Genomic DNA, 26,093 nt, shown 5'->3' with positions numbered 1-26,093 from the left:
AAAATATGCAGGGAAATAATAAAACTAAAATTATTTTAATTACACTGGCGATTATTATATTTACCTTATTAGTGTGTGGCATATTTTATGGTGCGTATTATTTTATTAAAGAAAATGTCAATTTTAGTGCACCAAATACAGCTTCTGAACAAAAAGAAGGTAAACGAGATAAGCCGAAAGTAGATGTGTTATCGAGTCAATTTAGTAATGACTTTATGCATGCTGATCGTCGCGACGGCTATGCCAATATTACTAAAGGTATTAAACGAGACAGTTTAGAAAATGAGTTAGGCAGCCCTGATGATAAAATTAAAGTCGATGATGTGCGTGTGTGGGTTTATGGCAATGTTGGTGTTAATTTTAAAGATGATGAAGTGGATCGCGTCTTTATCGTACCCCAAAAAATTACTGTACAAGAATTCCAAAATTATCATGGCAGTGCGACTATACATCAGGCTGATGGAGCATTAATTTACGATGATAATACGAGCAATAGTTATACTATTAAAGTTTATGCCGATAAAGAAGGTAAAATTGAAGGCATCGAAAATATTGACCAATTAAGATAGCAATTAAATAGTGAGTGATTATTGTTGTAAGCAGTGGTAACCGATATCGTTACCGCTGCTTTTATTTTTATTCAAAAATGTATTAAATAATGTATATAAATGATATTATTTATATACATTATTTAGCTAGTAACTTAAGATATAAAGGGAGAGGTTTAATGAAATCTTATGCGAGAATTACTGCTCAAGGCGCTTATGTACCATCTAAAATTATGACGAATGCTGATTTTGAACAAATTGTAGAAACTTCTGATGACTGGATACGACAACGTACTGGTATAATCGAACGTCGCATTACTGAAGCAGATGAATATACTAGTGATATGAGTTATAAGGCTATAATGGATTTGCAACAGAAATACGATGTAGATTTATCTGATGTAGATATGATTATACATGCTACCATTACTCCTGATTACCATACACCGAGTGTTGCATCATACATTCAAGGTCGTTTAGGATTAACAAACGCAGGTGCGATGGATTTAAATGCTGCATGTGCTGGTTTTACTTATGGTTTGAATGTTGCTAACGGGTTAATTAGCTCTGGTCAAAACAAAAAGGTATTAGTAGTTGGTTCAGAAGCATTATCTAAAATCACTGATTACACAGACCGTAATACATGTATATTATTTGGCGATGGTGCAGGTGTGTTTTTAGTTGAATATGTTGAATCTGATCCTAGTTTTATAACAAGTCATTCGGGTTCTGATGGTGCAAAGGCTGAGAACTTATATTGTTCTGCGTTATCATCAGAGATGTATGGTAATGAGTTAGAAAATGAGGGCAACATCGTTCAAAATGGACGAGGCGTGTATAAGTGGGCAGTTGGAAACATACCTAGTATTATCCATCAAACATTGACCAAAGTTGATATGACACCACAAGATATAGATTGGTTTGTACCGCATAGTGCAAATGCGCGCATGATAGAGTCTATTTGTGATAAAGCGCAAATAAATGTTGATAAAGCTTTAATGAGTCTTGCTTATTACGGCAATACTTCCTCTGCGACAATTCCATTAGCGATTGATTTAGCGCTTAAAGAAGGTAAAGTACAACAAGGAGACAAAATGTTGTTAGTCGGTTTTGGTGGAGGTTTGGCGTTTGCATCCACTTTGATTAAATTGAGTTTATAATTTAGTATATTCATCGGTACACATAGATACGACATTTATTACGGGGCAATATGGACATCACTGCAAAAATACTACTAAATATTTGTCTTGTTTTGTCATTCTTTGCTATACCAGTGTATATTATAAAGAGCAATAATATGATGTTAAATTTTAAATAGTGTATAAGTATGAAAATAATTAATTATGTGGTTTAGATATATACTAGACTATGTGATGCGCAAGCACATTGAGGTAGAATTTATATTAAATATGTACGAGGTGATAATTTGGGAATCGTGCTTTTTATAGGTTTGTTTATTCCAATTATTTATATAATGCGTGTTGTTCAAGCGCAACGAAAAATTGATAAACAAGTGTTTGTAAAAACGTTAATTTACTCACTCATAGGGGCTATTGGAGCGAGTATTATTATTGCAATAGTTGGTCAACAAGGGCGTGCGTTTTATAGTTATTTAATAAGTGGTATCATTGTTGGAATAATCTGGGCTTGTTTATTATGTGGTTGTTATGCAATATATCAACGTATTGGTAAAAAATTTAAATGAAGAGGCTAAGACAAATTGCCAAAGCCTCTTGCTTTATGGTATGAAATTAAAACTAAGGTTAAAGTAATCCATTATCCATAGTACGCCTTGATAACCTAAGTAAATACATAAGATGATTATACCTACTGAAATTAAGAAACGTAGGATAGATAAACCAACTCTGAAAAATAAAATAACTAATAATGCTAGAAGTATAATAGTTAGAATACTCATTAAGTTCACTCCCTTTATATGTATTTTACTATAATTTGCGATGTTTTTATATCAGTCAAAAGTTATGAATAAATTAAGGCTGTAGTCTGATGTGATTTGGACACGGTAAGGCTATAATTATAAGAAATTAGGAGGAGCGATTTCATGAGGTTTATTTTCAGTATTGTTAAAAATATAATAGCTGTTATAGCAATTATTATAATTGTGTTTTTTGCCTTGAAATATGCACCATTTTTAAAGGATCAAGAGTGGAATCCGATGTATGAAAATAAACCATCATATCAAAGTAATACTACAGATCCTCAACTAACTAGGGGACAACGTTATTCTGTTGAAGATAATGATTTATTAAATAACGTACCTTTAGGACAAACTAAACAAGTATTTGACTGGTTAAATAAAAAAGAATTTATGTCTGTTTCTGGTTTAGGACGAATGGGTTATAATGATGAGTACCTTGCTGGTCAAAGAAGAGATAAATTTATTATCTATAAATTTGGTGAAGATTCAATTAGGGTGTACTCTACAGAAATAGAAATGCACCAAGATTTACAACGGTTAAGTCAAGATATAGAATTAAAACCACGGGAAGCATACGACTAATAGTTTGAATTCTGTGATTAAATAAGTTACTTTAATCTTGAGAATGAATTTAAAGGTTGGTGTCTAAAAATGAGTGAACAATCTAAAGATAAGAAAGCAGACGAGCAATCTAAGGCGCAAAATTTATTTGCTCGCTGGCGTAAGGATGAAACCTTATATAAAGAAGATCAGAAAGATTCTGATGAATCTAAATCAGAATCAAATACTGATAAAGACGCATAGCGTTTGATTGAAAGGCTGGAGCATAATTATGTTCTGGTCTTTCACTTTATTGTGGCTTCAATTTAATAAAACTGGATGCAAAAATGTATCAGCTGTCCAAATAACATAGTAAGTTATCAATATAGGGATAGATAGAGTTTTCCTACGATTTTAAGTAAATAACAGTAGCATCAATAGAAAATGGTGAAAATGTATAAGTTATTTTAGTATCTTTATCACTTTTCTTGGTATAATAAGATATATAAATTTATATAAAGTTAAAGTAGAAAATTTATTATGAAGTAGTAAATCAAGATTGAAATATAAAGTTTTAGGGAAAGTAAATTTCGTAGTGAAATTGCTAGGGTTATGGCTTTATTTCAATACGTTTGTGCTATAAAATGATAAGAGAATTGAAAATTTAAAGTGTGCTAATAGAGGTGTTTAGTTTGTCAAAGTTTTTTAGAAATAACAAACTCATTGTTATTTTGTGTGCCATTATAGTTTTTATATCTTTGATAGGAATTTCTTTAAGGTCGCAATCTCAATCACATGCTGAACAGTATGTAGGAGATACTGTAGCTTTTGGACAACGTGCTGTGAGTTATCCTGTACAATTTGTTTCTGGTTTCATTGGAGATTTATTTTCTACATCGAATAATGACAAACCTTCAAATAAGGAAAAACAGTTAGAAGCGGAAAATCAACGCCTGAAAGCTGACAATAAGAAATATAAAAAAGAATTAGATATAGAAGATATTTCTAAGTATGACCCTATTTCTAGCACAGTATTGTCAAGAAATCCTGATCAATGGATGAATACATTTGTCATAGATAAAGGATCAAAGAATGGCGTGGAAAGTAATATGGCTGTTATGACTTCTGAAGGTTTAGTTGGCCGAATTTCCAAAGTAAATCAATTTTCATCTCAGGTGGATTTGATTTCGACTAATACCCGTTCTAATCGTTTATCAGTTAACATTCAACATGATGATAAAAATGTGTTTGGATTAATTGATCAATATGACGCTAAGAAAGAAGAGCTTGTTATTACTGATATCAATAACAAAGATAAAGTTGAAAAGGGTGACAAAGTAGTAACGAGTGGTTTGGCAGATCAGTTGCCAAGTAGTCTTTACATAGGTGAAGTAACAAAAGTAGAAAATGATCAATATGGTTTGTCTAAAGAGATTAGGGTTAAACCTGCAGCTTCACTAGCCGATTTAAATCATGTATATGTTGCAAAACGAGATCCACAAACAATACCTGATGAAAGTGCAGCAACGTCTGAAAATGAAAGTGGTGTAGAATAATGAGAGCCTTATACTACTTTTTAATCGGTGTAGTTTTATTTTACATAGATACAATTGTTGGTTTATTAATACCGATGCAGATTGGTAGTAAGGCGATTATTTTTGTCCCACATTTAACATTAATGTATATACTAATCGTTTGTATCTATCGTAGTTTTGGAGTTGCTTTAGTGTTAGCGATTGTCTTTGGTTTGGTTTCGGATTTATATTTCGGGGCATTTTATGGCTTATACTTGTTTGGCTATATTTTGTTAGTAGTTGTAATGGACTTTTTTTTCAAGGTGTTTTACCGAGACAAAGAAATGCTTTTTATAATTATTATAGTCAACACTATAGCAATCGAAATATATGCAGCTATTATGTATGGAGCAATTGGCCTCATTCAGTTTGATTTAATCGACTTCTTAGCGTTCAGACTTGTTCCTACATTAATATTAAATATTGTATTGCTCATTATACTCTTTCCGATTACTACCAAATTTTTTGAAAAACTACAATTGAAGATTGACAGCAAGAAACGGTAATGCTAAAATGCAGTAGTTGAGTAGTTTCAAGCTACATACAACCGCTCGATTACAGGTTATAAGTACATTATGTCACCTGTAGTTGGCGTGACTTAAATTATAGGAGGTGCAAAGTATGTTTGCTATTATTGAAACAGGTGGAAAACAAATCAAAGTTGAAGAAGGCCAAGAAATCTTCGTTGAAAAATTAGACGTAAATGAAGGTGACGCATTCACTTTTGACAAAGTATTATTCGTAGGTGGAGACGCAGTTAAAGTTGGTGCTCCAACAGTAGAAGGTGCTACAGTTTCAGCTACAGTTCAAAAACAAGGACGTGGCAAGAAAATCACTGTCTTTACTTACAAACGTCGTAAAGACTCTAAACGTAAAAAAGGACATCGTCAACCTTACACTAAATTAACTATCGACAAAATCAACGCATAATTATGATTACAGTCGATGTTACATTAAATGACGACGGTCGAGTGACCGACGTTATAATGGACGGTCACGCTGATTATGGTGATTATGGACATGATATAGTTTGTGCCGGTGCTTCAGCAGTATTGTTCGGTAGCGTAAATGCGATTATGGGACTTACAAGCGAAAAGCCAGATATAGACTATAATGACGATGGAGGACATTTTCATATAAGAAGTGTCGATACCAATAATGAACAAGCACAATTAATTCTTCAAGCTATGCTTGTGTCACTACAAACCATAGAAGAAGAGTACAACGAAAATATTAGACTAAATTATAAGTGAGGTGCAACTCAATGCTAAAATTAAACTTACAGTTCTTCGCATCTAAAAAAGGGGTAAGTTCTACAAAAAACGGACGTGACTCTGAATCAAAACGTTTAGGTGCTAAACGCGCAGATGGACAATATGTTACAGGCGGTTCAATTTTATTTCGTCAACGTGGTACAAAAATTTATCCTGGTGAAAATGTAGGTCGCGGTGGTGACGATACATTATTCGCTAAAATCGACGGCGTTGTAAAATTCGAACGTAAAGGTCGCGACAAAAAACAAGTATCTGTATATTCAGCTGCTGAGTAATTTGTCTTTGTTAACACCAGAAGTCTTAACTTCTGGTGTTTATTTTTTGTCTTTATTTTCTATAGAACAACTTAATGATATAATATAAAGGATATTGAAATAAAACCGAGAAAAAAGAGGTGAGAAGATGTTTGTCGATCAAGTGAAAATATCACTTAAAGCTGGTGATGGTGGTAATGGTATTACCGCATATAGAAGAGAAAAATATGTACCATTTGGTGGCCCCGCTGGCGGTGATGGTGGTAATGGCGCATCTGTTGTATTTGAAGTGGACGAAGGACTAAGAACGTTATTGGATTTTAGATACCAAAGTCATTTTAAAGCCAAAACAGGTGAAGCAGGTCAAAGTAGTAATATGCATGGTAAAAATGCAGAAGATTTAGTACTTAAAGTTCCACCAGGTACGATTATAAAAAGTGTTGAAACAGAAGAAATCCTTGCTGATTTGGTTGAACATGGTCAACGAGCTAGTATAGCTAAAGGTGGACGTGGTGGACGCGGGAATTCTCGCTTTGCATCACCAAGAAATCCGGCACCAGATTTTAGTGAAAATGGTGAACCAGGTGAAGAAATAGAAGTTACTTTAGAACTGAAATTAATGGCAGATGTAGGTTTAGTTGGCTTTCCTAGTGTAGGTAAATCAACATTGTTATCAATTGTTTCTAAAGCTAAACCTAAAATTGGAGCATACCATTTCACAACAATTAAACCCAATTTGGGTGTAGTATCAACACCGGATAATAGAAGTTTTGTTATGGCTGATTTACCAGGTCTAATCGAAGGTGCGGCAGATGGTGTCGGCTTAGGACATCAATTTTTACGTCATGTAGAACGTACTAAAGTTATCGTACATATGATTGATATGAGCGGTTCTGAAGGACGAGATCCTTACGAAGATTATCAAATTATTAATAAAGAATTAAGAGCATATGCAAGCCGTTTAGAAGAAAGGCCACAAATAATTGTGGCTAATAAGATGGATATGCCAGATTCGGAAGATAACTTAACTTTATTTAAAGAACAATTGAATGATGATAATGTTAGTATTATTCCGCTATCGACATTTACACGTGAAAACTTAGATAAGTTGTTGTACACCATCGCTGATACACTAAATACAGTAAAAGATGTCGATTATAGTGAAAAAGAAGAACTTGGAGTCAACAGAGTGCTTTATAAACATACACCAAATCAAGATACATTTACGATTACACGTGATGATGATGGTGCTTATGTTGTTAAAGGTAAAGCAATTGAACGTATGTTCAAAATGACTGACTTTAACAGCGACCCTGCAGTTAGACGATTTGCTAGACAAATGCGTTCTATGGGTATCGATGATGCACTTAGAGCACGTGGTTGTGAAAATGGTGATATAGTTAGAATTTTAGGCGGCGAGTTTGAATTTATTGAATAGAGGTGCTTAGGATGGACAGCAAAGATTATAAAAAGTTTTATTTAATTCGTGAAGATGTATTACCAGAGTCAGTTGTAAAAACATTAATGATTAAAGATGCTTTGAAAAACGATCCCACACTGTCCATTTTCGAAGCAGTTAAACAGTTTGATTTATCACGAAGTGCTTTTTATAAGTATCGGGATACAATCTTTCCCGTCGACGAAAAGATGGAAAATACAAAGGAATTTACATTAATCTTATATGTCAATGATATTATTGGTATGTTGGCAGAAGTGCTAAATAAATTGTCAGCATTAAATTTATCCGTATTAACAATTCATCAAAGTATACCTATGGATAATAGGGCGACAATAACGGTATCATTAGATGCTAAAGGAACTAATTTAGAAATTGATGATGTTATAGCGTCGCTACAAACAATAGATTATGTATCAAAAGTTGAATTAATAAGTATGACAATATAAGGAAGTGTTGAAGTGTACGCATATATTATAGGAAAGTTAACCCAGTTGTTTCCTACGCATCTAGTAATAGAAACAAGTGGTATTGGTTATGAAATACAAACTCCAAATTCATATCGCTTTCAACAGCAATTGAATCAAGAAGTGAAAGTATACACATCGTTTATTGTACGTGAAGATGCACAATTATTATATGGCTTTATTAATGAAGAAGAAAAAGACATGTTCTTAAGTTTAATAAAAGTTACGGGTATTGGACCTAAATCTGCTTTAGCTATTTTGGCGAGTAGTTCACCAAGCGAAGTGAAACAAGCTATTGAAAATGAAAATGATTCGTATTTAACTAAGTTCCCAGGGATTGGTAAGAAAACAGCACGTCAAATTGTCTTAGATTTGAAAGGCAAGGTTCAAATTACTGAAGAAAATAGCGATACGTTATTAACTGTAGATGCTTCGACAGATGGTCAATCAGCTATAATCAAAGAAGCATTAATGGCACTTGAAGCATTAGGTTATTCCAAACGTGAAATTTCAAAAGTAGAGAAAGTCTTGGCAAAAGAGTCTAATCCAACTGTAGATGATGCAGTAAAACGTGGATTACAAATTTTAGTATCATAAGATTGAATTAATGAAGTATGGGGTGAATGAAATGGACGATAGAATGGTTGATCAGTCAATGCATGAAGATGAATCTTCCTTTGAGTTATCATTGCGACCTACAAGATTGCGTCAGTATATTGGCCAATCTTCAATTAAGTCTAATTTAGAAGTCTTTATTAAAGCAGCAAAGCTGAGAGAAGAACCATTAGATCATGTATTACTTTTTGGTCCCCCAGGATTAGGAAAAACAACATTATCTAATATTATTGCTACTGAAATGGACGTTAATATTCGCACTGTGTCTGGACCCTCATTGGAACGTCCTGGAGATTTAGCGGCAATATTATCAGGTCTTCAACCTGGCGATGTCTTGTTTATTGATGAGATACACCGTTTGAGTAGTGTAGTGGAAGAAGTGTTATACCCAGCTATGGAAGACTTTTTCCTTGATATTATAATTGGAAAAGGTGAAGAAGCACGAAGTATTCGCATTGATTTACCACCATTTACTTTAGTGGGTGCTACTACAAGAGCAGGTAGTTTAACTGCACCACTAAGAGATAGATTTGGAGTACATCTTAGATTAGAATATTATCAAAATCATGAATTGAAAGAAATTATTATCCGAACTGCTGAAGTACTTGGTACCACAATTGATGAAGAAAGTGCAGAAGAATTAGCAAAGCGGAGTCGAGGTACACCACGAGTTGCCAATAGATTACTCAAACGTGTCCGTGATTTTCAACAAGTTAATGATGATGATCAAATCTATATCGAAACAACAAAAAGAGCATTACAGTTGTTACAAGTTGATGATGAAGGTTTGGATTATATCGATCATAAAATGATGAATTGTATTATTCAACAATATAATGGTGGACCGGTAGGACTGGATACAATTGCTGTATCAATTGGTGAGGAACGGATCACTATAGAAGATGTCTACGAACCTTTTCTTATACAGAAAGGGTTTATAGAGCGAACACCAAGAGGGCGTAAAGCAACTGCTTATGCACATGAACATTTTAGTAATAATGGAAAGAAGGACTAGTATTGGATATTGAACAATTTGACTACTATTTACCTGAGGACTTAATCGCTCAAACGCCATTACTTAATAGAGACCAAAGTAGATTATTGGTGTTAGGCAAAAACAATGGTGATATTGAACACCATCATTTTAAGGATATCATTGATTACCTGAACCCAGGCGATACATTAGTTTTAAATGATACAAGGGTTATGCCAGCGCGCTTATTTGGAATTAAAGAACAAACAGGTGCTAAAGTTGAAATGCTAATGTTAACTCAAATAGAAGGTAATGATTGGGAAGTACTTTTAAAACCTGCAAAGCGTATTAAAGTTGGTGATAAGCTAAACTTTGGTGAAGGTAAAATTATTGCTGAATGTATAGAAACCTTAAATCAAGGTGGACGTATCATGCGTCTACATTTTGATGGGATATTACAAGAACGATTAGATGAATTAGGTGAAATGCCGCTACCACCATATATTAAAGAGCGCTTAGACGATCCTGATAGATATCAAACAGTTTATGCCAAAGAAGCAGGCTCTGCAGCTGCACCAACAGCCGGTTTACATTTTACAGATACGTTATTAGCTGATATTAAAGCAAAAGGTATCAACATTGCCTTTATTACTTTACATGTCGGTTTAGGTACTTTTAGACCAGTCAGTGTTGAAGATATTAATGATCACGAAATGCACAGCGAATACTATCAAATGACTCAAGATACTGCGGATTTATTAAATGCAACGCAGTCACAAGGTGGACGTATCATTTCAGTTGGTACAACTTCAACAAGAACATTAGAAACAATACGTCAAACAAATGATCAATTTTTAGCGGCAAGTGGCTGGACTGATATATTTATTTACCCAGGATTTGAATTTAAAGGTGTAGATGGGTTGATTACTAATTTCCATTTACCAAAATCAACGTTAGTGATGTTAGTATCCGCATTTAGTACACGAGAAAATATTTTAAATGCTTATCGCACAGCGGTAGATGAACGATATAGATTTTTTAGTTTTGGAGATGCAATGTTAATTATTTAGGGAATGGAAGGAGATAACTATGCCTGCAGTTACATACGAACATATAAAAACTTGTAAGCAATCAGGTGCACGCTTGGGTATTGTTCATACACCCCACGGTTCATTTGAAACACCAATGTTTATGCCTGTTGGAACAAAAGCGACAGTAAAAACAATGAGCCCCGAAGAATTACACAATATGGAAGCAAAAATCATACTTGGAAATACGTATCATTTGTGGTTACAACCAGGAAATGATATCATTCGTAAGAGTGGGGGATTACATCAGTTCATGAATTGGAATGGTCCTATACTTACTGATTCAGGTGGTTTTCAGGTGTTTAGTTTAAGTAATTTGAGAAATATTTCTGAGGAAGGTGTCGAATTTAGACATCACACAAATGGTTCGAAATTATTTTTAAGCCCTGAAAAAGCTATGCAAATTCAAAATGATCTTGGATCAGATATTATGATGGCATTTGATGAATGTCCACCAATGCCGGCTGAATATAAATATGTTAAAGATTCAATTGAACGTACAACGAGATGGGCTGAAAGATGTTTGCAAGCACATAGTCGACCTGAAGATCAAGCACTGTTTGGAATTATCCAAGGCGGTGAGTATAAAGATTTAAGGCAACAAAGTGCTGAAGAACTTGTAGCGCTAGATTTTCCTGGCTATGCTATTGGTGGTTTATCTGTTGGCGAACCAAAACCAGTAATGTATGACATGGTAGAACACACGGAGCAATTTATGCCAAAGGATAAACCAAGGTATTTGATGGGCGTAGGCTCACCAGATGCATTGATAGAATGTAGCATTCGTGGTATGGATATGTTTGATTGTGTGTTACCTACACGTATTGCCAGAAACGGTACATGTATGACATCTGAAGGACGTGTGGTCATTAAAAATGCAAAATATGCTGAAGATTTTGGACCTTTGGATCCTGATTGTGATTGTTACACATGTAAAAATTATAGTCGTGCATATTTGAGACATTTAATTAAGGCAGAGGAAACGTTTGGAATACGTCTTACTACATATCATAATTTACATTTCCTACTTAAATTAATGGAAAATGTCCGACAAGCGATTCGTGAAGATCGGCTTCTTGATTTTAAAGAAGAATTCTTTGAACAATATGGACTAAATGTAGATAACCCTAAAAACTTTTAAAGAGGAGAAATAGATAATGGAATTTACTTCATTAATTTTACCAATTTTATTATTAGCATTAATGTGGTTCTTCTTAATTAGACCACAACAGAAAAAAGCAAAAGAGCATCGTGAAATGGTTTCACAAATCCGCTCAGGACAACGTGTTACTACAATCGGTGGTATTAAAGGTACAGTTCGCAGTGTTGATGAAACAACAGTAGTGTTAACATTAAATGGAAACGGTACTGAACTTACTTTAGAAAAACCTGCTATTAAACAGGTTGATCCATCTTAATTTTAATAATACTGAAATTGGTAGGAATAATGATTTCCTATCAATTTTTTTATTTTACAATAATTTTGCGCTATATGACGTTTTAGTTACATAAGTAATGTGGGTTTTTGTTGATATTGTGATATGTTAAGATATATAGGTCGCTTAACAAAGTATGTGTAAACCTATTATGACTTGCACAAATATAATTTTATAAAGTATTCTTTAAGTATAAGTATACAATGAGGTGTTGACGTGAAAAAAAGTAGTAAAATAGTCGCGTTTTTATTACTCGTCGTCATTCTATTTGCAGGAATGGGACTGACTTATAAAAACGTAGTAAAGGATGTTAACTTAGGTTTAGATTTACAAGGTGGCTTTGAAGTCCTTTATCAAGTAGATCCTTTACAAGAAGGAGATAAAATCGATAACGATGCAGTTCAAGCTACTGCTAAAACCTTGGAGAATCGTGTGAATGTGCTTGGTGTATCTGAACCAAAAATCCAAGTAGAAGATCAAAATCGGATACGAGTGCAGTTAGCGGGAGTTGAAAATCAATCACAAGCCCGTGAAATCTTATCATCACAAGCCAATTTAACGATACGTGATGCTGATGATAACATTAAGTTAACAGGAAAAGATATTCAACAAGGTTCTGCTAAACAAGAATTTAAACAAAATACGAACCAACCTGCTGTTACTTTTAAATTAAAAGACAGTGACAAATTTAAAAAAGTAACAGAAGAAATCTCTAAGAAAAAAGAAAATGTTATGGTCGTATGGTTAGATTATGAAAAAGGCGACTCATATCAAAAAGAAAAATCTAAAAAAGATCCAAAATATGTTTCAGCAGCATCTGTTGATAAGCCAATTAATTCAGACAGCGTAGAAATTTCAGGTGGATTTAATGGTGAGAAAGGTGTTCAAGAAGCAAAACAAATTGCAGACTTGTTAAATGCCGGATCATTACCAGTTGATTTAAATGAAATTTATTCAAACTCTGTTGGTGCACAATTTGGACAAGATGCATTAGATAAAACAATTTTAGCGTCTATAATCGGTGTAGCGATTATTTACTTATTTATGCTAGGATTTTATAGATTACCTGGTTTAGTAGCGATTATTGCGTTAACTACTTATATATATCTAGTTATGGTTGCATTCAACTTCATTTCAGGTGTCTTAACTTTACCAGGCCTGGCAGCATTAGTGCTCGGTGTAGGTATGGCAGTCGACGCTAATATTATAATGTATGAACGAATAAAAGATGAGCTCAAAGTTGGCCGTACTTTAAAACAAGCATATAAAAAAGCGAATAAGAGCTCGTTCTTAACGATTGTCGATGCAAACTTAACAACAGTTATCGCAGCAGCAGTATTATTCTTCTTTGGTGAAAGTTCTGTTAAAGGTTTCGCGACAATGTTATTACTAGGTATATTAATGATATTTGTAACGGCGGTATTTTTATCCCGTGGATTACTATCATTACTAGTTTCATCCAACTATTTCAAAAACAAACTAAGTTGGTTTGGAGTTAAAAAATCAGAACGATTTGATATTAATGACGGTAAAGATGTACACGATTTAAAAACACCTTATGAAAAATGGAATTTTGTGAAATTAGCAAAACCTTTATTATCTTTAAGTGTCATAATTATTATTATCGGAGCGATAATACTATTTGTCTTTAGATTGAACTTGGGAATCGACTTTACAAGTGGTACTCGTGTCGATTTTGAAGCAGATAACAAAGTGTCACAAGATAAAGTGACCCAGACATTAGAAAAAGATAACTTTAAACCCGATCAAGTATCTATAGGTGAAAATGGTAAAAATATCAGTGTGCAATTCAAAAATGATCTTAACAAAGATCAAGTTGCTAAAATTAAAAACACAGTTGATAAGACATTTGGACATGATCCTACAGTAAACACTGTGTCTCCTGTGATTGGTCAAGAATTGGCTAAAAATGCCATGATGGCATTGATATATGCTGCTATTGGCATTATCATTTATATTTCTTTACGTTTTGAATGGCGCATGGGTCTGTCCTCTATTTTAGCGCTCTTACATGATGCATTTATGATTGTAGCAATATTTAGCTTGTTTAGAATCGAGGTAGATATTACCTTTATTGCAGCAGTCCTTACAATCATTGGTTACTCGATAAATGATACAATCGTAACATTTGATAGAGTACGTGAAAACTTGCATAAGGTTAAGGTTATTACCGAACCTCAGCAAATAGATGATATTGTCAATCGTTCAATCAAACAAACGATGACGCGTTCCATTAATACTGTGTTAACAGTAGTTATAGTAGTAGTAGCGCTATTAATTTTCGGTGCTTCTAGTATCTTTAATTTCTCATTAGCGTTGTTAATCGGTTTAATCTGTGGCGTCTTCTCATCTATCTTTATTGCAGTTCCTTTATGGGGTATCATGAAAAAACGTCAATTACGCAAATCTGACGATGGCAAGTTAGTCGTTTACAAAGAGAAAAAATCAAACGATGAAAAGATTTTAGTATAAAATAAAACGAGATAACACTATACACGTTACAACGGGAGTGGTTGAATGAAATCAAAAGTTTTTGATTGTTCACCACTTCCGTTGTTTTATTTTGATACTGCTATAATGATAAATATACTGTATAAAGGAAACTACTTTTTATTTATACTAATATTTTGTATAATGACTGTTGGAAATGAGGGAGAGTTAAATGATTAAATCAAAATTTAATTGGGATATCCAAACATCTGAACAAGCCATTTCAGATGATATTATTACTGATTATAAATTAACTCCTATAATTACTAAAATTTTAGAGAGTAAACATATAACAACACGTGAACAAATAGAGATGCTAATCAATACATCTTATATTAATCATGACTCTTGGCGTTTGAGTGATATGCAAAAAGCCATAGATCGCATTAACCTAGCAATTGATCAAAATGAAAAAATATTAGTATATGGGGACTATGATGCTGATGGAGTAACCTCAACAACCATCTTAGTTAACACATTAAGAGAGTTAGGTGCACATGTTGGTTGGTATATACCTAATCGTTTTTCAGAAGGATATGGTCCTAATGAAGCAGCTTTCAAACATGCATATGAAGAAGGTATAAATTTAATCATTACGGTTGATAATGGTATTCAAGGACACTCTGAAATAGAGATGATTCAAAGTTTAGGTGTCGATGTAATTGTCACGGATCATCATGAAATAGGGCGTACCATGCCTGATGCTTATGCTATAGTTCATCCAATGCATCCAGAATACGATTATCCTTTCGAATATTTATGTGGAGCTGGAGTAGCGTATAAAGTAGCGCAAGCATTATTAGATAACCCTCCAGAGTATTTTCAGGCTTTAGTAGCCATTGGTACTATCGCTGATTTAGTATCACTTACAGATGAAAATCGTTCATTAGTTCAACGAGGATTAGAAATTTTGAATAGCCATTGTCCAGTAGCGATTCAAGCATTGTTAGAACAAGCAGGTTATAAAGATGAGATTACCGAAGAGACAATAGGTTTTATCATTGGGCCACGCTTAAATGCAGTTGGTAGATTAGAAGATGCAGCACTTGCAGCCGAGCTATTAATGACTAACGAATTAGAAGAAGCACAATATTTAGCTGAACAAGTTGAATTTTTTAATCAAGAACGTAAAGATATTGTTGCTAAAATAACAGAAGAAGCATTAGTTATGGCTGAGCAACAAGTACAACAAGGCGCTAAATTTTTATTGTTAGCACAAGAAGATTGGCACGAGGGTGTTTTAGGTATTGTCGCATCAAAAATAGTAGAGACATATAGTTTGCCAACGTTGATTTTAAACATTGATACAGTACAAAATCATGCTAAAGGGTCTGCCAGAAGTATAGATCAAGTTTCGATGTTCGAAATTTTAACTGCGCATTCGGATTTGATTTCGAAATTTGGTGGACATCACATGGCAGCTGGAGTTACTTTGCCAATAGATAATGTAACTGCATTAGCAGATGGTTTAAAATTATGGATGGAAGAATTAGCAACAACAACATCATTAGAACCTAGAAAAAAAGTGGACGTAAAGATCACCGAAGCAGACATTACTTTGCAAAATATTCATGATATACAGCGTTTACGACCTTTTGGCACAGATTTTGCATTACCGTGCTTTGCACTAGAAGATATTATGGTCCATCAAGCTAAAGGTATCGGGCAAGATAAAAAGCATCTAAAATTGTCACTCGGTGAGGGCCAATTACAAGCCATTTTTTGGCAAAATGGTCATTTAACGAGTCAGTTGAATACGGAACAACCGATTAATATTATAGGTACTTTACAAATAAATGAATGGAATGGACATCAATCGCCACAATTCATGCTTCAAGATTTATCGAGTACCAATTTACAAATTTTAGATTATAGAAGCAAAAGTAAAATTACTGATTTAAATTCAGCTGATACGGATGTAGCATATTTGATTCATCCACAACAAGATAAATTAGGAGAAAATTATTATTACTATGGAGAAGCCATCACGCAAAACTATGAGAAATATGTTTTCAGAGATTTGCCTTCAACCGTAGCAGAAATTAAACATACCTTAAAGCATGTTAAAGTATCTCAAATATATTTAATGTTGAATCATCAACATTCTGTATATTTTGAAGGTGTTCCTAAAATGGATCAATTTAAACAATGTTATAAAGCATTAATGTCAAAAGGTGAAACTAATTTAGCGCAAGATGGTATACAATTGTGTGATTTTTTAAGTATTAAACCTAATTCACTTAAATTTATTTTGAAAGTTTTTTTAGATTTGAACTTTATAAAAGATGAAAATGGTATAATAACTGTAAACAATGATACAGATAAAAAAGCGATTGAATCTAGTAAGTATTATCAAGCACGACTTGAACGCATGGAAGTTGAAAAGATTTTACTTTATCAAGATATAAATCAGCTTAAACAATGGATTAAAGCAGAATTAGTGAGTTAAATAGGAGGAAGTTTGAATGGATTTAAAACAATATGTATCGGAAGTACAAGATTGGCCTACACCGGGTGTGAATTTTAAAGATATTACAACTATAATGGATAATGGTGAAGCATATGGCTATGCTACAGATCAAATTGTAGATTATGCCAAAAATAGAAATGTTGATTTAGTTGTAGGACCAGAAGCAAGAGGATTTATTATTGGATGTCCTGTGGCTTATTCTATGGGTATTGGCTTTGCACCGGTACGTAAAGAAGGAAAATTGCCAAGAGAAGTTATTCGTTATGAATATTCTTTAGAATATGGTACTAATGTATTAACGATGCATAAAGATGCTATTAAACCAGGGCAACGTGTTCTTATCACAGATGACTTGTTGGCTACTGGTGGTACGATTGAAGCAGCTATCAAATTAGTGGAAGAGCTTGGTGGTATTGTTGTAGGTATTGCATTCATTATTGAGTTGAAGTACTTAAATGGTATTGAAAAAATACAAGATTACGATGTAATGAGTTTAATTTCGTATGATGAATAATTAAATATTTTTAATGAAGAAATAATAGTGTTGCTGTAAATGGTGATGTTATTATTTCTTTTTAAATTAAAATTCTGTGTATTCACATTATTTTAATTAATACATATGGATACAATGTGTTAAATTATAATTGCTGAGGTTGTTAAATTAAAAATAGTACAATTTAATAGCTTAACTCTTACATAACTCATTTATTTATTTTACAACATGTAGTATCATATAACTATTATTTATAAAATTGTGCGTATAATAGACTAATGTATAAAGTTATTAGTCAACATAGGTAACTTTACCGTATGAACATTTTAAATGATTAATTTTTAAGTGTGGGGTGTCTTAAGTGAATAACGAATATCCATACAGTGCTGACGAAGTACTTTATAAAGCGAAATCGTATTTATCAAAAGATGAGTACGAATATGTGTTAAAAAGCTATCATATTGCTTATGAGGCACATGAGGGTCAATTCCGTAAAAATGGCTTGCCTTACATTATGCATCCAATACAAGTGGCTGGCATTTTAACTGAAATGCATCTAGATGGACCTACAATTGTTGCTGGTTTTCTACATGATGTGATAGAAGATACGCCCTATACATTTGATGACGTAAAAGCTATGTTCAATGAAGAAGTGGCGATGATAGTTGAGGGTGTAACAAAACTTAAAAAAGTTAAATATCGATCTAAAGAAGAACAACAGGCTGAAAATCATAGAAAGTTGTTTATTGCCATTGCCAAAGATGTACGTGTAATTTTAGTGAAGCTTGCCGACCGCTTGCATAATATGCGTACTATTAAGCCAATGCCAAGAGATAAACAAATTCGAATTTCGAAAGAAACATTAGAGATATATGCACCACTTGCACATCGTTTAGGGATTAATACAATTAAGTGGGAGTTAGAAGATACTGCATTACGTTATATTGACAGTGTTCAATACTTCAGAATAGTTAATCTTATGAAAAAGAAACGCAGTGAACGTGAAGCGTATATTCAAAATGCCATTGACCAGATTCAATCTGAAATGAGTGCTATGTCGATTGTTGGTGATATTAATGGCAGACCTAAACATATTTATAGTATATATAGAAAAATGGTCAAACAGAAGAAACAATTTGACCAAATTTTTGATTTATTAGCGATTAGAGTAATCGTTAATTCCATCAATGATTGTTATGCTATTTTAGGTTTAGTTCATACCTTATGGAAACCAATGCCAGGACGTTTTAAAGATTACATTGCCATGCCTAAGCAAAATATGTATCAGTCATTACATACGACTGTTGTTGGGCCGAATGGAGACCCATTGGAAATACAAATTAGAACGTTCGAAATGCATGAGATTGCTGAGCATGGTGTAGCTGCACACTGGGCATATAAAGAAGGAAAGCAGGTCACTGAAAAGACAGAAGATTTTCATAATAAATTAAATTGGTTAAAAGAACTAGCAGAAACTGATAACACAACTACAGATGCTGAAGAATTTATGGAATCTTTAAAATTTGATTTACAAAGTGATAAAGTTTATGCATTCACGCCAGAAAGTGATGTTATAGAATTACCATATGGCGCGGTACCAATTGATTTTGCTTACACTATTCATAGTGAAGTTGGTAATAAGATGATAGGTGCAAAAGTTAATGGGAAAATTGAACCAATTGATTATGTATTGCAAACAGGAGACATTGTTGAAATACGAACAAGTAAACATTCCTACGGACCAAGTAGAGATTGGTTGAAAATTGTAAAATCTTCTAGTGCGAAAAGTAAAATCAGAAGTTTCTTCAAGAAACAAGACCGATCATCTAACATAGAAAAAGGTAAATTTATGATAGAAGCGGAGATTAGAGATCAAGGCTTTAGAGTTGATGACGTGCTTATCGATGAAAACATAGACGTAGTCAATAATAAATATAACTTTGCGAATGAAGAAGATTTATATGCTGCAGTTGGTTTTGGTGGTGTTACAGCATTACAAATTGTAAACAAGTTAACTGAAAAACAGCGTATTCAAGATAAACAAAAAGCTCTAAATCAAGCACAAGAAATTACTAAATCCGTACCTATCAAAGAGGACATTACGACAGATAGTGGTGTTTATGTTGAAGGAATTGAAAACGTATTAATTAAACTATCGAAATGTTGTAATCCAATCCCAGGTGATGATATTGTAGGATATATTACTAAAGGGCACGGAATCAAAGTTCACAGAACAGATTGTCCAAACATCAAAGATGAAAAAGATAGATTGATAGATGTAGAATGGGTAAAATCAAAAGATTCAACACAACGGTACCAAGTCGATTTAGAAGTTACTGCATATGACCGTAATGGCTTATTAAATGAAGTATTACAAGCAGTAAATTCAACTAATAGTAATTTAGTGAAAGTATCTGGCCGTTCAGATATTGATAAAAATGCAGTTATTAATCTAAGTGTCATGGTAAAGAATGTAAATGAAGTTTATCGCGTAGTTGATAAAATAAAACAACTAGGCGATGTCTATACTGTAACTAGAGTTTGGAATTAGAGGTGCCACATATATGAAAATCGTTTTGCAGAGAGTAAAAAATGCAGCAGTTACGAATGATTCAATAAATAATCAGATTCAACAAGGATATTGTTTATTAGTAGGTGTTGGTCAACAATCAACGTCAGACGATATTGAGATATTAGCAAAAAAAATTGCTAATGCACGTTTGTTTGAAGATGACAATGGGAAAATGAATTTAAGTATTAAAGACATTGCAGGTGAAATTTTGTCAATTTCACAATTTACATTGTATGCAGATGTCAAAAAAGGCAACCGTCCAGGATTTACAAAATCTATGAGTCCTGATAAGGCGAATGAACTTTTCGAACTATTTAATGATGCCTTACGAGCATATGATTTAAATGTATTAACAGGTGAATTTGGCACTGATATGCAAGTTGGCATAACAAATGATGGACCTGTTACTATTATTTACGAAAGTCAGGATGGCAAAATTATATGAAACGGCTCAATACTTGGTTAAGCAATCATAAAATGAAAAATCTCCCCACTCTAATTGTCCTGGTAATTTTTATTGTATTTGTCATTATGTTAATTGCCTTTTTAAATCACAATGACGAAGATAGTAGTACTATTTATATTACCGAAGATGCAGATATGCTTACTGGACCTAATGCAACGTATCCCAAAATTAAATCTGTATCTAAAGGACAAAACTTCCATAAAATAGGTGAATCCGGTAAATGGATTGAAATAGAATCCAATAACGGTAAAGAAAAAGGTTGGATTGCTGGTTGGCATACGAATTTAAATATTGCCCCTGATAAGACAGCAAGTGCAAAACCACTAAAAAATAAAACAATAGTACTTGACCCTGGTCACGGTGGAAGTGACCAGGGAGCTTCAAGTAATACACAGAAAAAAAGCTTGGAAAAAGTATACACTTTAAAAACAGCTCAAGAATTGAAAACGTTATTGGAAAAAGAAGGTGCCCATGTCAAAATGACACGTGAAACTGATGAATACGTTACGTTAGATGAGCGAAATTTAAAAGGTGATGCTTTTATAAGTATACATAATGATTCATTGAAATCACAAAAAGCAAACGGTAGTACCGTTTACTGGTTTAAGAAAAATCAAAAAGCATTAGCAGAAACTTTAAATGCAAGTATTCAAAAAAAGGCATTATTATCTGATCGGGGAGCAAGACAACAAAACTATCAAGTATTGAGACAAACAAACGTACCAGCTGTATTGTTAGAATTAGGCTATATAAGTAATCCTACTGACGAAAATATGATTCGTGATGAATTACATCGAAAAATAGTTGAACAAGCAGTGATTGACGGGTTACGTTCATATTTCGCTGAATAAAAAGGTTGCAAAAATAATGTAAAGTAGTTATCATTATTATGAATTAGATAAATAAACCGTTATGATTCTTGAAATACTTAAACAAAAAGGTAACACGTAAATGTGTGTAGAGATATAAATCTTGGCTGAAAATTTATACTGAGTCGTTTAAGCTATATGAACACAAGAACAGGTGCTTTATACAAAATAAAGCCGTTTGACGAACGTTACTCGTCTAAAGTGGACTATAACTTATATTTTATAGTCAATTAGGGTGGCAACACGGCACAATCGTCCCTTGTATGATAATTCATCATGCAAGGGGCTTTTTTATTGTTAAAAGGAGAGATAATATGATAAATATTCCAAGAGGTACACAGGACATACTTCCTGAAGACACTAAACAATGGCGATATATTGAAAATAAATTAGATGAATTAATGACTTTATATAATTATCAAGAAATTCGTACACCTATTTTTGAAAGTACTGAATTATTTGCTCGTGGTGTTGGCGATTCAACTGATGTTGTACAAAAAGAAATGTATACTTTTTTAGATAAAGGCGATCGCAGTATTACTTTACGACCTGAAGGTACCGCTGCGGTGGTAAGATCTTATATCGAACATAAAATGCAAGGTGATCCTAACCAACCTGTAAAATTGTATTATAACGGTCCTATGTTCAGATATGAACGCAAACAAAAAGGACGTTACCGCCAATTTACACAATTTGGCGTTGAGGCAATTGGTGCCGAAAATCCTAGTATTGACGCTGAAGTTTTAGCTATGGTTATGCATATATATCAATCATTTGGATTAAAACATTTAAAATTAGTTATTAATAGTATCGGTGATGCAGATTCACGCAAAGAATACAATGAAGCATTAGTAAAACATTTTGAACCAGTAATCGGTGACTTTTGTTCAGATTGTCAATCACGTTTACACACTAACCCAATGCGTATTCTTGATTGTAAAGTCGATAAAGATAAAGAGGCGGTAAAAACTGCACCCCGTATTACCGAATTTTTAAATGCTGAATCAACTAAATATTATGATGAAGTCAAACAACATTTAGACAATTTAAATATTCGTTATGAAGAAGATCCTAACTTAGTAAGAGGTTTAGATTATTACACTCATACTGCATTTGAATTAATGATTGATAACCCGAATTACGATGGTGCAATAACGACACTTTGTGGTGGTGGACGTTACAATGGTTTACTTGAATTATTAGGCGGTCCAAATAATACTGGTATTGGTTTTGCATTAAGTATTGAACGCTTATTATTAGCATTAGAAGATGAAGGTATTGAGTTGGATGTCGAAGATGATTTTGATTTATTCATTGTTACGATGGGTCACGAAGCTGATAACTATGCCGTTAAATTGTTAAATGAACTTCGTCATAATGGTGTGAAAGCTGACAAAGATTATTTGAGCAGAAAAGTGAAAGGCCAAATGAAACAAGCGGATAGACTACAGGCAAATTATACAATTGTCATCGGTGATCAAGAATTAGAAAATAATGAAATTGATATTAAAGATATGGCTACAGGAAATACAGAAAAAATTAATTTAGATGAAGTTGTCGCATATTTTAAAAAGAAGGAGTAGATGAAAGTGAGTAAGAGAACAACATATTGTGGATTAGTAACAGAAAATTTATTAGACCAAGAAGTAACATTAAAAGGATGGGTTCATAACCGTAGAGACTTAGGTGGCTTAATATTTATTGATTTAAGAGATAGAGAAGGTTATGTACAAATCGTCTTTAACCCGTCATTTTCAGAAGAAGCTTTAGCAACAGCTGAATCCGTTAGATCAGAATATGTTGTAGAAGTAACAGGTGTAGTCACAAAACGTGATCCTGATACAGTAAATCCTAAAATAGCAACAGGACAAGTAGAAGTACAAGTTTCAGAAATTAACATTATTAATAAAGCTGAAACACCACCATTTTCAATTAATGAAGAAAATCAAAATGTTGATGAAAATATTCGTTTGAAATATAGATATTTAGATTTACGCCGACAAGAACTTGCGCAAACATTTAAAATGCGTCATCAAACAACACGTTCAATTCGTCAGTATTTAGATCAAGACGGCTTTTATGATATAGAAACACCTGTATTAACAAAGTCTACACCAGAAGGAGCACGTGACTACTTAGTACCTTCACGTGTACATGAAGGAGAATTTTATGCTTTACCACAATCACCACAAATTTTTAAACAATTATTGATGATTAGTGGCTTCGACAAATATTATCAAATCGTTAAATGTTTCCGTGATGAAGATTTACGTGCTGACAGACAGCCTGAATTTACACAGGTCGATATTGAAATGAGTTTTGTAGACCAAGAAGATGTAATGGCAATGGGCGAAGATATGCTGAAAAAAGTTGTAAAAGATGTTAAAGATATTGAATTAACAGAACAATTTCCACGTATGACATATAATGAAGCGATGACACGTTTTGGTTCAGATAAACCAGACACTCGTTTTGGTATGGAATTAATTGATGTGTCACAACTTGGACATGATATGGACTTTAAAGTGTTTAAAGACGCTGTAAATAACAATGGACAAGTAAAAGCTATAGTGGCAGAAGGTGCGGCAGATCAATATACAAGAAAAGATATTGATGGTTTAACAGAATTTGTAAATATCTACGGTGCTAAAGGTTTAGCTTGGGTTAAAGTTGTAGAAGATGGTGTTAACGGTCCAATTGGTCGTTTCTTTGAAGATAGCCATATTGCTACTTTACAATCATTAACTGGAGCAAAAGCAGGTGACTTAGTACTTTTCGTAGCTGATAAACCAAATGTAGTTGCTCAAAGTTTAGGTGCTTTACGCTTGAAATTGGCGAAAGAATTATCACTTATTGACGAATCAAAATTAAACTTCTTATGGGTAACTGATTGGCCACTATTGGAATATGATGAAGATGCAAAACGTTATGTTGCAGCACATCATCCATTTACATCACCAAAAGAAGAAGATATTGCTAAATTATCTGACTCTCCAGAACAAGTACAAGCTAATGCATATGATATTGTACTTAATGGATATGAATTAGGTGGTGGCTCAATCAGAATTCATGATGGTGAGTTACAAGCAAAAATGTTTGAAGTGTTAGGATTTACTGAAGAACAAGCTAGAGAACAGTTTGGCTTCTTATTAGACGCATTTAAATACGGTGCACCACCTCATGGCGGTATCGCATTAGGACTTGATCGTTTAGTTATGTTATTAACGAATAGAACTAATCTTAGAGATACAATTGCATTCCCTAAAACAGCTTCAGCTACATGTTTATTAACGGATGCACCAAGTGAAGTTTCAGATAATCAATTAGAAGAATTATCTTTAAGAATTAGACATTAATAAATTATATAAGTTTTAATTCTTGCTAATATATAATTATGTGTTATTATTATCTCATAAGGTAGTCATCTGTAGTGTTCGTAAGTTGCTTTTTAATTTGGGCCTAACACTCTTTGATCAGGGAGCCCAATAGGTTTTCTCATAGCGCACACGCCTCAATTAGGAGGACTTGCAAAATGAGAAACAGGGCACCCACCTGTATTTAGCAGGCCGAATGATCAAGCTATTATAACTACGACATAAACGGACTCTATCGGTACGCAAGACTTCGGTCTTGCGTATTTTTTTGTGAATAAAAAATTAAAATCTATGTAAAATTCATGTATAATTATATTTGATAGAAAGTTAAATTTATAAGGAGTTTGATTATGAAGCACCAATTTTCGAGAAATGAATTGGCATATGGTCAAGAAGGTTTAGATTTATTAAAAGAACAAACAGTAGTTGTGTTGGGGGTCGGCGGTGTTGGTACTTTTGCAGCAGAAGCATTAGCTCGTACTAATATTGGACATATCATTTTAATTGATAAAGATGATGTCGATATTACTAATGTTAATCGTCAAATACATGCCTTAACAACAACGATTGGTCAAAGTAAAGTTTCCTTAATGGAAGAACGCATTAAATTAATTAATCCTGATTGTAAAGTGACAGCATTGCATATGTTTTATACAGAAGATACTTATGAGGATCTTTTTGAAAATTACGATATCGATTATTTTATTGATGCAAGTGACACAATTATGTATAAAGTCCATTTGATGAAAGAATGTTTAGAGCGTAATATCAAAGTGATTTCTAGCATGGGTGCAGCTAACAAAATTGACCCTACACGTTTTGTAATTGAAGATATTTCTAAAACACATACAGATCCTATCGCTAAAATCATTAGAAGAAAATTAAAAAAATTAGGTATTACAAAAGGTGTACCAGTAGTATTTTCAGATGAAAGTCCACTCGTTATTAGAGAAGACGTAAAAGAAACTGTTGGTGATGCTAATGCACCGACTAGAAAAGGACAAATGCCACCGTCTTCGAATGCATTTGTACCAAGTGTTGTTGGCCTAATTTGTGCAAGTTATGTCATTAATGATATTTTAAGTGATATCCCTGTGACACGTATTAAAGATAAAGGACAATAGTAGCAGGTTCGGTGCTATTTAGTGTACAAAACATACACTTACAAATTTTT

The 26,093-nt window shown here is 33.4% G+C and carries 27 protein-coding genes, 1 other RNA gene and 1 other annotated feature; of the genes, 27 read left to right on the top strand and 1 reads right to left on the bottom strand.

Translation table 11 applies throughout. From position 1 onward, the window contains the following. Positions 1–5 precede the first annotated feature (5 nt). The 3 genes from KA845_RS07300 (at position 6) to KA845_RS07290 (ending at position 2,253) form a co-directional block, all read left to right on the top strand. Positions 6–569 carry a hypothetical protein gene (locus KA845_RS07300; RefSeq protein ID WP_210127894.1) on the top strand — a complete coding sequence of 188 codons (564 nt, stop codon included), beginning with the start codon at positions 6–8 and terminating at the stop codon, positions 567–569. 158 nt (positions 570–727) lie between these two features. Continuing rightward, entirely contained in the window at positions 728–1,708 is a 981-nt protein-coding gene (locus tag KA845_RS07295) for a ketoacyl-ACP synthase III (RefSeq protein WP_103387840.1), read from the top strand. A gap of 266 nt (positions 1,709–1,974) precedes the next feature. Next, positions 1,975–2,253: a hypothetical protein gene (locus KA845_RS07290; protein ID WP_103387841.1), complete on the top strand. Its 279-nt coding sequence runs from the start codon at positions 1,975–1,977 to the stop codon at positions 2,251–2,253. A 33-nt stretch (positions 2,254–2,286) separates the two neighbouring features. Here the strand turns inward: KA845_RS07290 and KA845_RS07285 are convergent, their stop codons facing one another. Then, positions 2,287–2,466: a hypothetical protein gene (locus tag KA845_RS07285; protein WP_082435629.1), complete on the bottom strand. Its 180-nt coding sequence runs from the start codon at positions 2,464–2,466 to the stop codon at positions 2,287–2,289. A 144-nt stretch (positions 2,467–2,610) separates the two neighbouring features. Between KA845_RS07285 and KA845_RS07280 the strand changes: the two genes are divergently transcribed. The 24 genes from KA845_RS07280 to KA845_RS07165 all read left to right on the top strand — a co-directional run bounded on the left by KA845_RS07280 (position 2,611) and on the right by KA845_RS07165 (position 26,043). After that, entirely contained in the window at positions 2,611–3,069 is a 459-nt protein-coding gene (locus KA845_RS07280; RefSeq protein WP_002510432.1) for a DUF4930 family protein, read from the top strand. A 69-nt stretch (positions 3,070–3,138) separates the two neighbouring features. Next, positions 3,139–3,291: a hypothetical protein gene (locus KA845_RS07275; protein ID WP_002510433.1), complete on the top strand. Its 153-nt coding sequence runs from the start codon at positions 3,139–3,141 to the stop codon at positions 3,289–3,291. 428 nt (positions 3,292–3,719) lie between these two features. Further along, positions 3,720–4,583, top strand: a complete 864-nt coding sequence (mreC, locus tag KA845_RS07270) for a rod shape-determining protein MreC (protein ID WP_002510434.1) — start codon at positions 3,720–3,722, stop codon at positions 4,581–4,583. After that, positions 4,583–5,107, top strand: coding sequence for a rod shape-determining protein MreD (gene mreD / locus KA845_RS07265; protein ID WP_002510435.1), 525 nt, complete (start codon positions 4,583–4,585; stop codon positions 5,105–5,107). The genes mreC and mreD overlap by 1 nt, the downstream gene beginning before the upstream one ends. 29 nt (positions 5,108–5,136) lie before the next feature. Further along, positions 5,137–5,210, top strand: a sequence feature (ribosomal protein L21 leader region). A gap of 12 nt (positions 5,211–5,222) precedes the next feature. Then, positions 5,223–5,531 (top strand): 50S ribosomal protein L21, encoded by a 309-nt coding sequence (gene rplU, locus KA845_RS07260; protein WP_002510436.1) that lies wholly within the window; start codon positions 5,223–5,225, stop codon positions 5,529–5,531. A 2-nt stretch (positions 5,532–5,533) separates the two neighbouring features. Further along, entirely contained in the window at positions 5,534–5,854 is a 321-nt protein-coding gene (locus tag KA845_RS07255) for a ribosomal-processing cysteine protease Prp (RefSeq protein ID WP_002510437.1), read from the top strand. 11 nt (positions 5,855–5,865) lie between these two features. Beyond that, positions 5,866–6,150 (top strand): 50S ribosomal protein L27, encoded by a 285-nt coding sequence (rpmA, locus tag KA845_RS07250; protein WP_002510438.1) that lies wholly within the window; start codon positions 5,866–5,868, stop codon positions 6,148–6,150. A gap of 127 nt (positions 6,151–6,277) precedes the next feature. After that, a complete protein-coding gene (gene obgE, locus KA845_RS07245) occupies positions 6,278–7,567 on the top strand; it encodes a GTPase ObgE (RefSeq protein ID WP_002510439.1) in 1,290 nt (429 codons plus the stop codon). Positions 7,568–7,578: 11 nt separating this feature from the next. Beyond that, positions 7,579–8,034, top strand: a complete 456-nt coding sequence (locus tag KA845_RS07240) for an ACT domain-containing protein (protein WP_002510440.1) — start codon at positions 7,579–7,581, stop codon at positions 8,032–8,034. Between the two features lie 12 nt (positions 8,035–8,046). Beyond that, complete coding sequence (ruvA, locus tag KA845_RS07235; RefSeq protein ID WP_002510441.1) at positions 8,047–8,649, top strand: Holliday junction branch migration protein RuvA; 603 nt, start codon at positions 8,047–8,049, stop codon at positions 8,647–8,649. Between the two features lie 31 nt (positions 8,650–8,680). Next, a complete protein-coding gene (gene ruvB, locus KA845_RS07230; protein ID WP_002510442.1) occupies positions 8,681–9,682 on the top strand; it encodes a Holliday junction branch migration DNA helicase RuvB in 1,002 nt (333 codons plus the stop codon). A gap of 2 nt (positions 9,683–9,684) precedes the next feature. Continuing rightward, positions 9,685–10,710 carry a tRNA preQ1(34) S-adenosylmethionine ribosyltransferase-isomerase QueA gene (gene queA, locus KA845_RS07225; RefSeq protein ID WP_002510443.1) on the top strand — a complete coding sequence of 342 codons (1,026 nt, stop codon included), beginning with the start codon at positions 9,685–9,687 and terminating at the stop codon, positions 10,708–10,710. Between the two features lie 19 nt (positions 10,711–10,729). Beyond that, on the top strand, positions 10,730–11,869 hold the full coding sequence (gene tgt / locus KA845_RS07220; RefSeq protein ID WP_002510444.1) for a tRNA guanosine(34) transglycosylase Tgt: 1,140 nt from the start codon (positions 10,730–10,732) through the stop codon (positions 11,867–11,869). A gap of 16 nt (positions 11,870–11,885) precedes the next feature. Continuing rightward, positions 11,886–12,146: a preprotein translocase subunit YajC gene (gene yajC, locus KA845_RS07215; protein ID WP_002510445.1), complete on the top strand. Its 261-nt coding sequence runs from the start codon at positions 11,886–11,888 to the stop codon at positions 12,144–12,146. Between the two features lie 234 nt (positions 12,147–12,380). Further along, complete coding sequence (gene secDF, locus KA845_RS07210; RefSeq protein ID WP_103387842.1) at positions 12,381–14,657, top strand: protein translocase subunit SecDF; 2,277 nt, start codon at positions 12,381–12,383, stop codon at positions 14,655–14,657. A 190-nt stretch (positions 14,658–14,847) separates the two neighbouring features. After that, positions 14,848–17,124: a single-stranded-DNA-specific exonuclease RecJ gene (recJ, locus tag KA845_RS07205; protein WP_210127892.1), complete on the top strand. Its 2,277-nt coding sequence runs from the start codon at positions 14,848–14,850 to the stop codon at positions 17,122–17,124. Between the two features lie 16 nt (positions 17,125–17,140). After that, a complete protein-coding gene (locus KA845_RS07200) occupies positions 17,141–17,659 on the top strand; it encodes an adenine phosphoribosyltransferase (protein WP_002510448.1) in 519 nt (172 codons plus the stop codon). 340 nt (positions 17,660–17,999) lie between these two features. Next, complete coding sequence (locus KA845_RS07195) at positions 18,000–20,189, top strand: RelA/SpoT family protein (RefSeq protein ID WP_021459896.1); 2,190 nt, start codon at positions 18,000–18,002, stop codon at positions 20,187–20,189. A gap of 13 nt (positions 20,190–20,202) precedes the next feature. Next, on the top strand, positions 20,203–20,655 hold the full coding sequence (dtd, locus tag KA845_RS07190) for a D-aminoacyl-tRNA deacylase (RefSeq protein ID WP_103387844.1): 453 nt from the start codon (positions 20,203–20,205) through the stop codon (positions 20,653–20,655). After that, complete coding sequence (locus KA845_RS07185) at positions 20,652–21,527, top strand: N-acetylmuramoyl-L-alanine amidase family protein (RefSeq protein WP_103387845.1); 876 nt, start codon at positions 20,652–20,654, stop codon at positions 21,525–21,527. Before dtd ends, KA845_RS07185 begins: the two co-directional genes overlap by 4 nt. Positions 21,528–21,859: 332 nt before the next feature. Then, positions 21,860–23,128 carry a histidine--tRNA ligase gene (hisS, locus tag KA845_RS07180; RefSeq protein WP_002510452.1) on the top strand — a complete coding sequence of 423 codons (1,269 nt, stop codon included), beginning with the start codon at positions 21,860–21,862 and terminating at the stop codon, positions 23,126–23,128. Between the two features lie 6 nt (positions 23,129–23,134). Next, complete coding sequence (gene aspS, locus KA845_RS07175) at positions 23,135–24,901, top strand: aspartate--tRNA ligase (protein WP_210127890.1); 1,767 nt, start codon at positions 23,135–23,137, stop codon at positions 24,899–24,901. A 63-nt stretch (positions 24,902–24,964) separates the two neighbouring features. Next, positions 24,965–25,155: non-coding RNA, 6S RNA (gene ssrS / locus KA845_RS07170), on the top strand. Positions 25,156–25,269: 114 nt separating this feature from the next. Continuing rightward, positions 25,270–26,043 carry a tRNA threonylcarbamoyladenosine dehydratase gene (locus KA845_RS07165; RefSeq protein ID WP_002510454.1) on the top strand — a complete coding sequence of 258 codons (774 nt, stop codon included), beginning with the start codon at positions 25,270–25,272 and terminating at the stop codon, positions 26,041–26,043. Positions 26,044–26,093: the final 50 nt, after the last annotated feature.

Origin of the sequence: Staphylococcus sp. GDX8P114P-2 (assembly GCF_017892945.1) — a bacterium.
Classification (GTDB): domain Bacteria; phylum Bacillota; class Bacilli; order Staphylococcales; family Staphylococcaceae; genus Staphylococcus; species Staphylococcus arlettae.
This window is presented reverse-complemented; position numbering and strand designations above follow the sequence as displayed.

What these genes read in the sequence shown, in the direction of transcription:
- KA845_RS07280 (WP_002510432.1), top strand. Translation starts at nt 2,611, where the DNA reads ATGAGGTTTATTTTCAGTATTGTTAAAAATATAATAGCTGTTATAGCA.
- mreD (WP_002510435.1), top strand. Translation starts at nt 4,583, where the DNA reads ATGAGAGCCTTATACTACTTTTTAATCGGTGTAGTTTTATTTTACATA.
- KA845_RS07240 (WP_002510440.1), top strand. Translation starts at nt 7,579, where the DNA reads ATGGACAGCAAAGATTATAAAAAGTTTTATTTAATTCGTGAAGATGTA.
- yajC (WP_002510445.1), top strand. Translation starts at nt 11,886, where the DNA reads ATGGAATTTACTTCATTAATTTTACCAATTTTATTATTAGCATTAATG.
- KA845_RS07275 (WP_002510433.1), top strand. Translation starts at nt 3,139, where the DNA reads ATGAGTGAACAATCTAAAGATAAGAAAGCAGACGAGCAATCTAAGGCG.
- KA845_RS07185 (WP_103387845.1), top strand. Translation starts at nt 20,652, where the DNA reads ATGAAACGGCTCAATACTTGGTTAAGCAATCATAAAATGAAAAATCTC.
- KA845_RS07285 (WP_082435629.1), bottom strand. Translation starts at nt 2,466, where the DNA reads ATGAGTATTCTAACTATTATACTTCTAGCATTATTAGTTATTTTATTT.
- ruvB (WP_002510442.1), top strand. Translation starts at nt 8,681, where the DNA reads ATGGACGATAGAATGGTTGATCAGTCAATGCATGAAGATGAATCTTCC.
- tgt (WP_002510444.1), top strand. Translation starts at nt 10,730, where the DNA reads ATGCCTGCAGTTACATACGAACATATAAAAACTTGTAAGCAATCAGGT.
- recJ (WP_210127892.1), top strand. Translation starts at nt 14,848, where the DNA reads ATGATTAAATCAAAATTTAATTGGGATATCCAAACATCTGAACAAGCC.
- KA845_RS07255 (WP_002510437.1), top strand. Translation starts at nt 5,534, where the DNA reads ATGATTACAGTCGATGTTACATTAAATGACGACGGTCGAGTGACCGAC.
- rplU (WP_002510436.1), top strand. Translation starts at nt 5,223, where the DNA reads ATGTTTGCTATTATTGAAACAGGTGGAAAACAAATCAAAGTTGAAGAA.
- KA845_RS07200 (WP_002510448.1), top strand. Translation starts at nt 17,141, where the DNA reads ATGGATTTAAAACAATATGTATCGGAAGTACAAGATTGGCCTACACCG.
- KA845_RS07295 (WP_103387840.1), top strand. Translation starts at nt 728, where the DNA reads ATGAAATCTTATGCGAGAATTACTGCTCAAGGCGCTTATGTACCATCT.
- hisS (WP_002510452.1), top strand. Translation starts at nt 21,860, where the DNA reads ATGATAAATATTCCAAGAGGTACACAGGACATACTTCCTGAAGACACT.
- rpmA (WP_002510438.1), top strand. Translation starts at nt 5,866, where the DNA reads ATGCTAAAATTAAACTTACAGTTCTTCGCATCTAAAAAAGGGGTAAGT.
- KA845_RS07165 (WP_002510454.1), top strand. Translation starts at nt 25,270, where the DNA reads ATGAAGCACCAATTTTCGAGAAATGAATTGGCATATGGTCAAGAAGGT.
- dtd (WP_103387844.1), top strand. Translation starts at nt 20,203, where the DNA reads ATGAAAATCGTTTTGCAGAGAGTAAAAAATGCAGCAGTTACGAATGAT.
- KA845_RS07300 (WP_210127894.1), top strand. Translation starts at nt 6, where the DNA reads ATGCAGGGAAATAATAAAACTAAAATTATTTTAATTACACTGGCGATT.
- obgE (WP_002510439.1), top strand. Translation starts at nt 6,278, where the DNA reads ATGTTTGTCGATCAAGTGAAAATATCACTTAAAGCTGGTGATGGTGGT.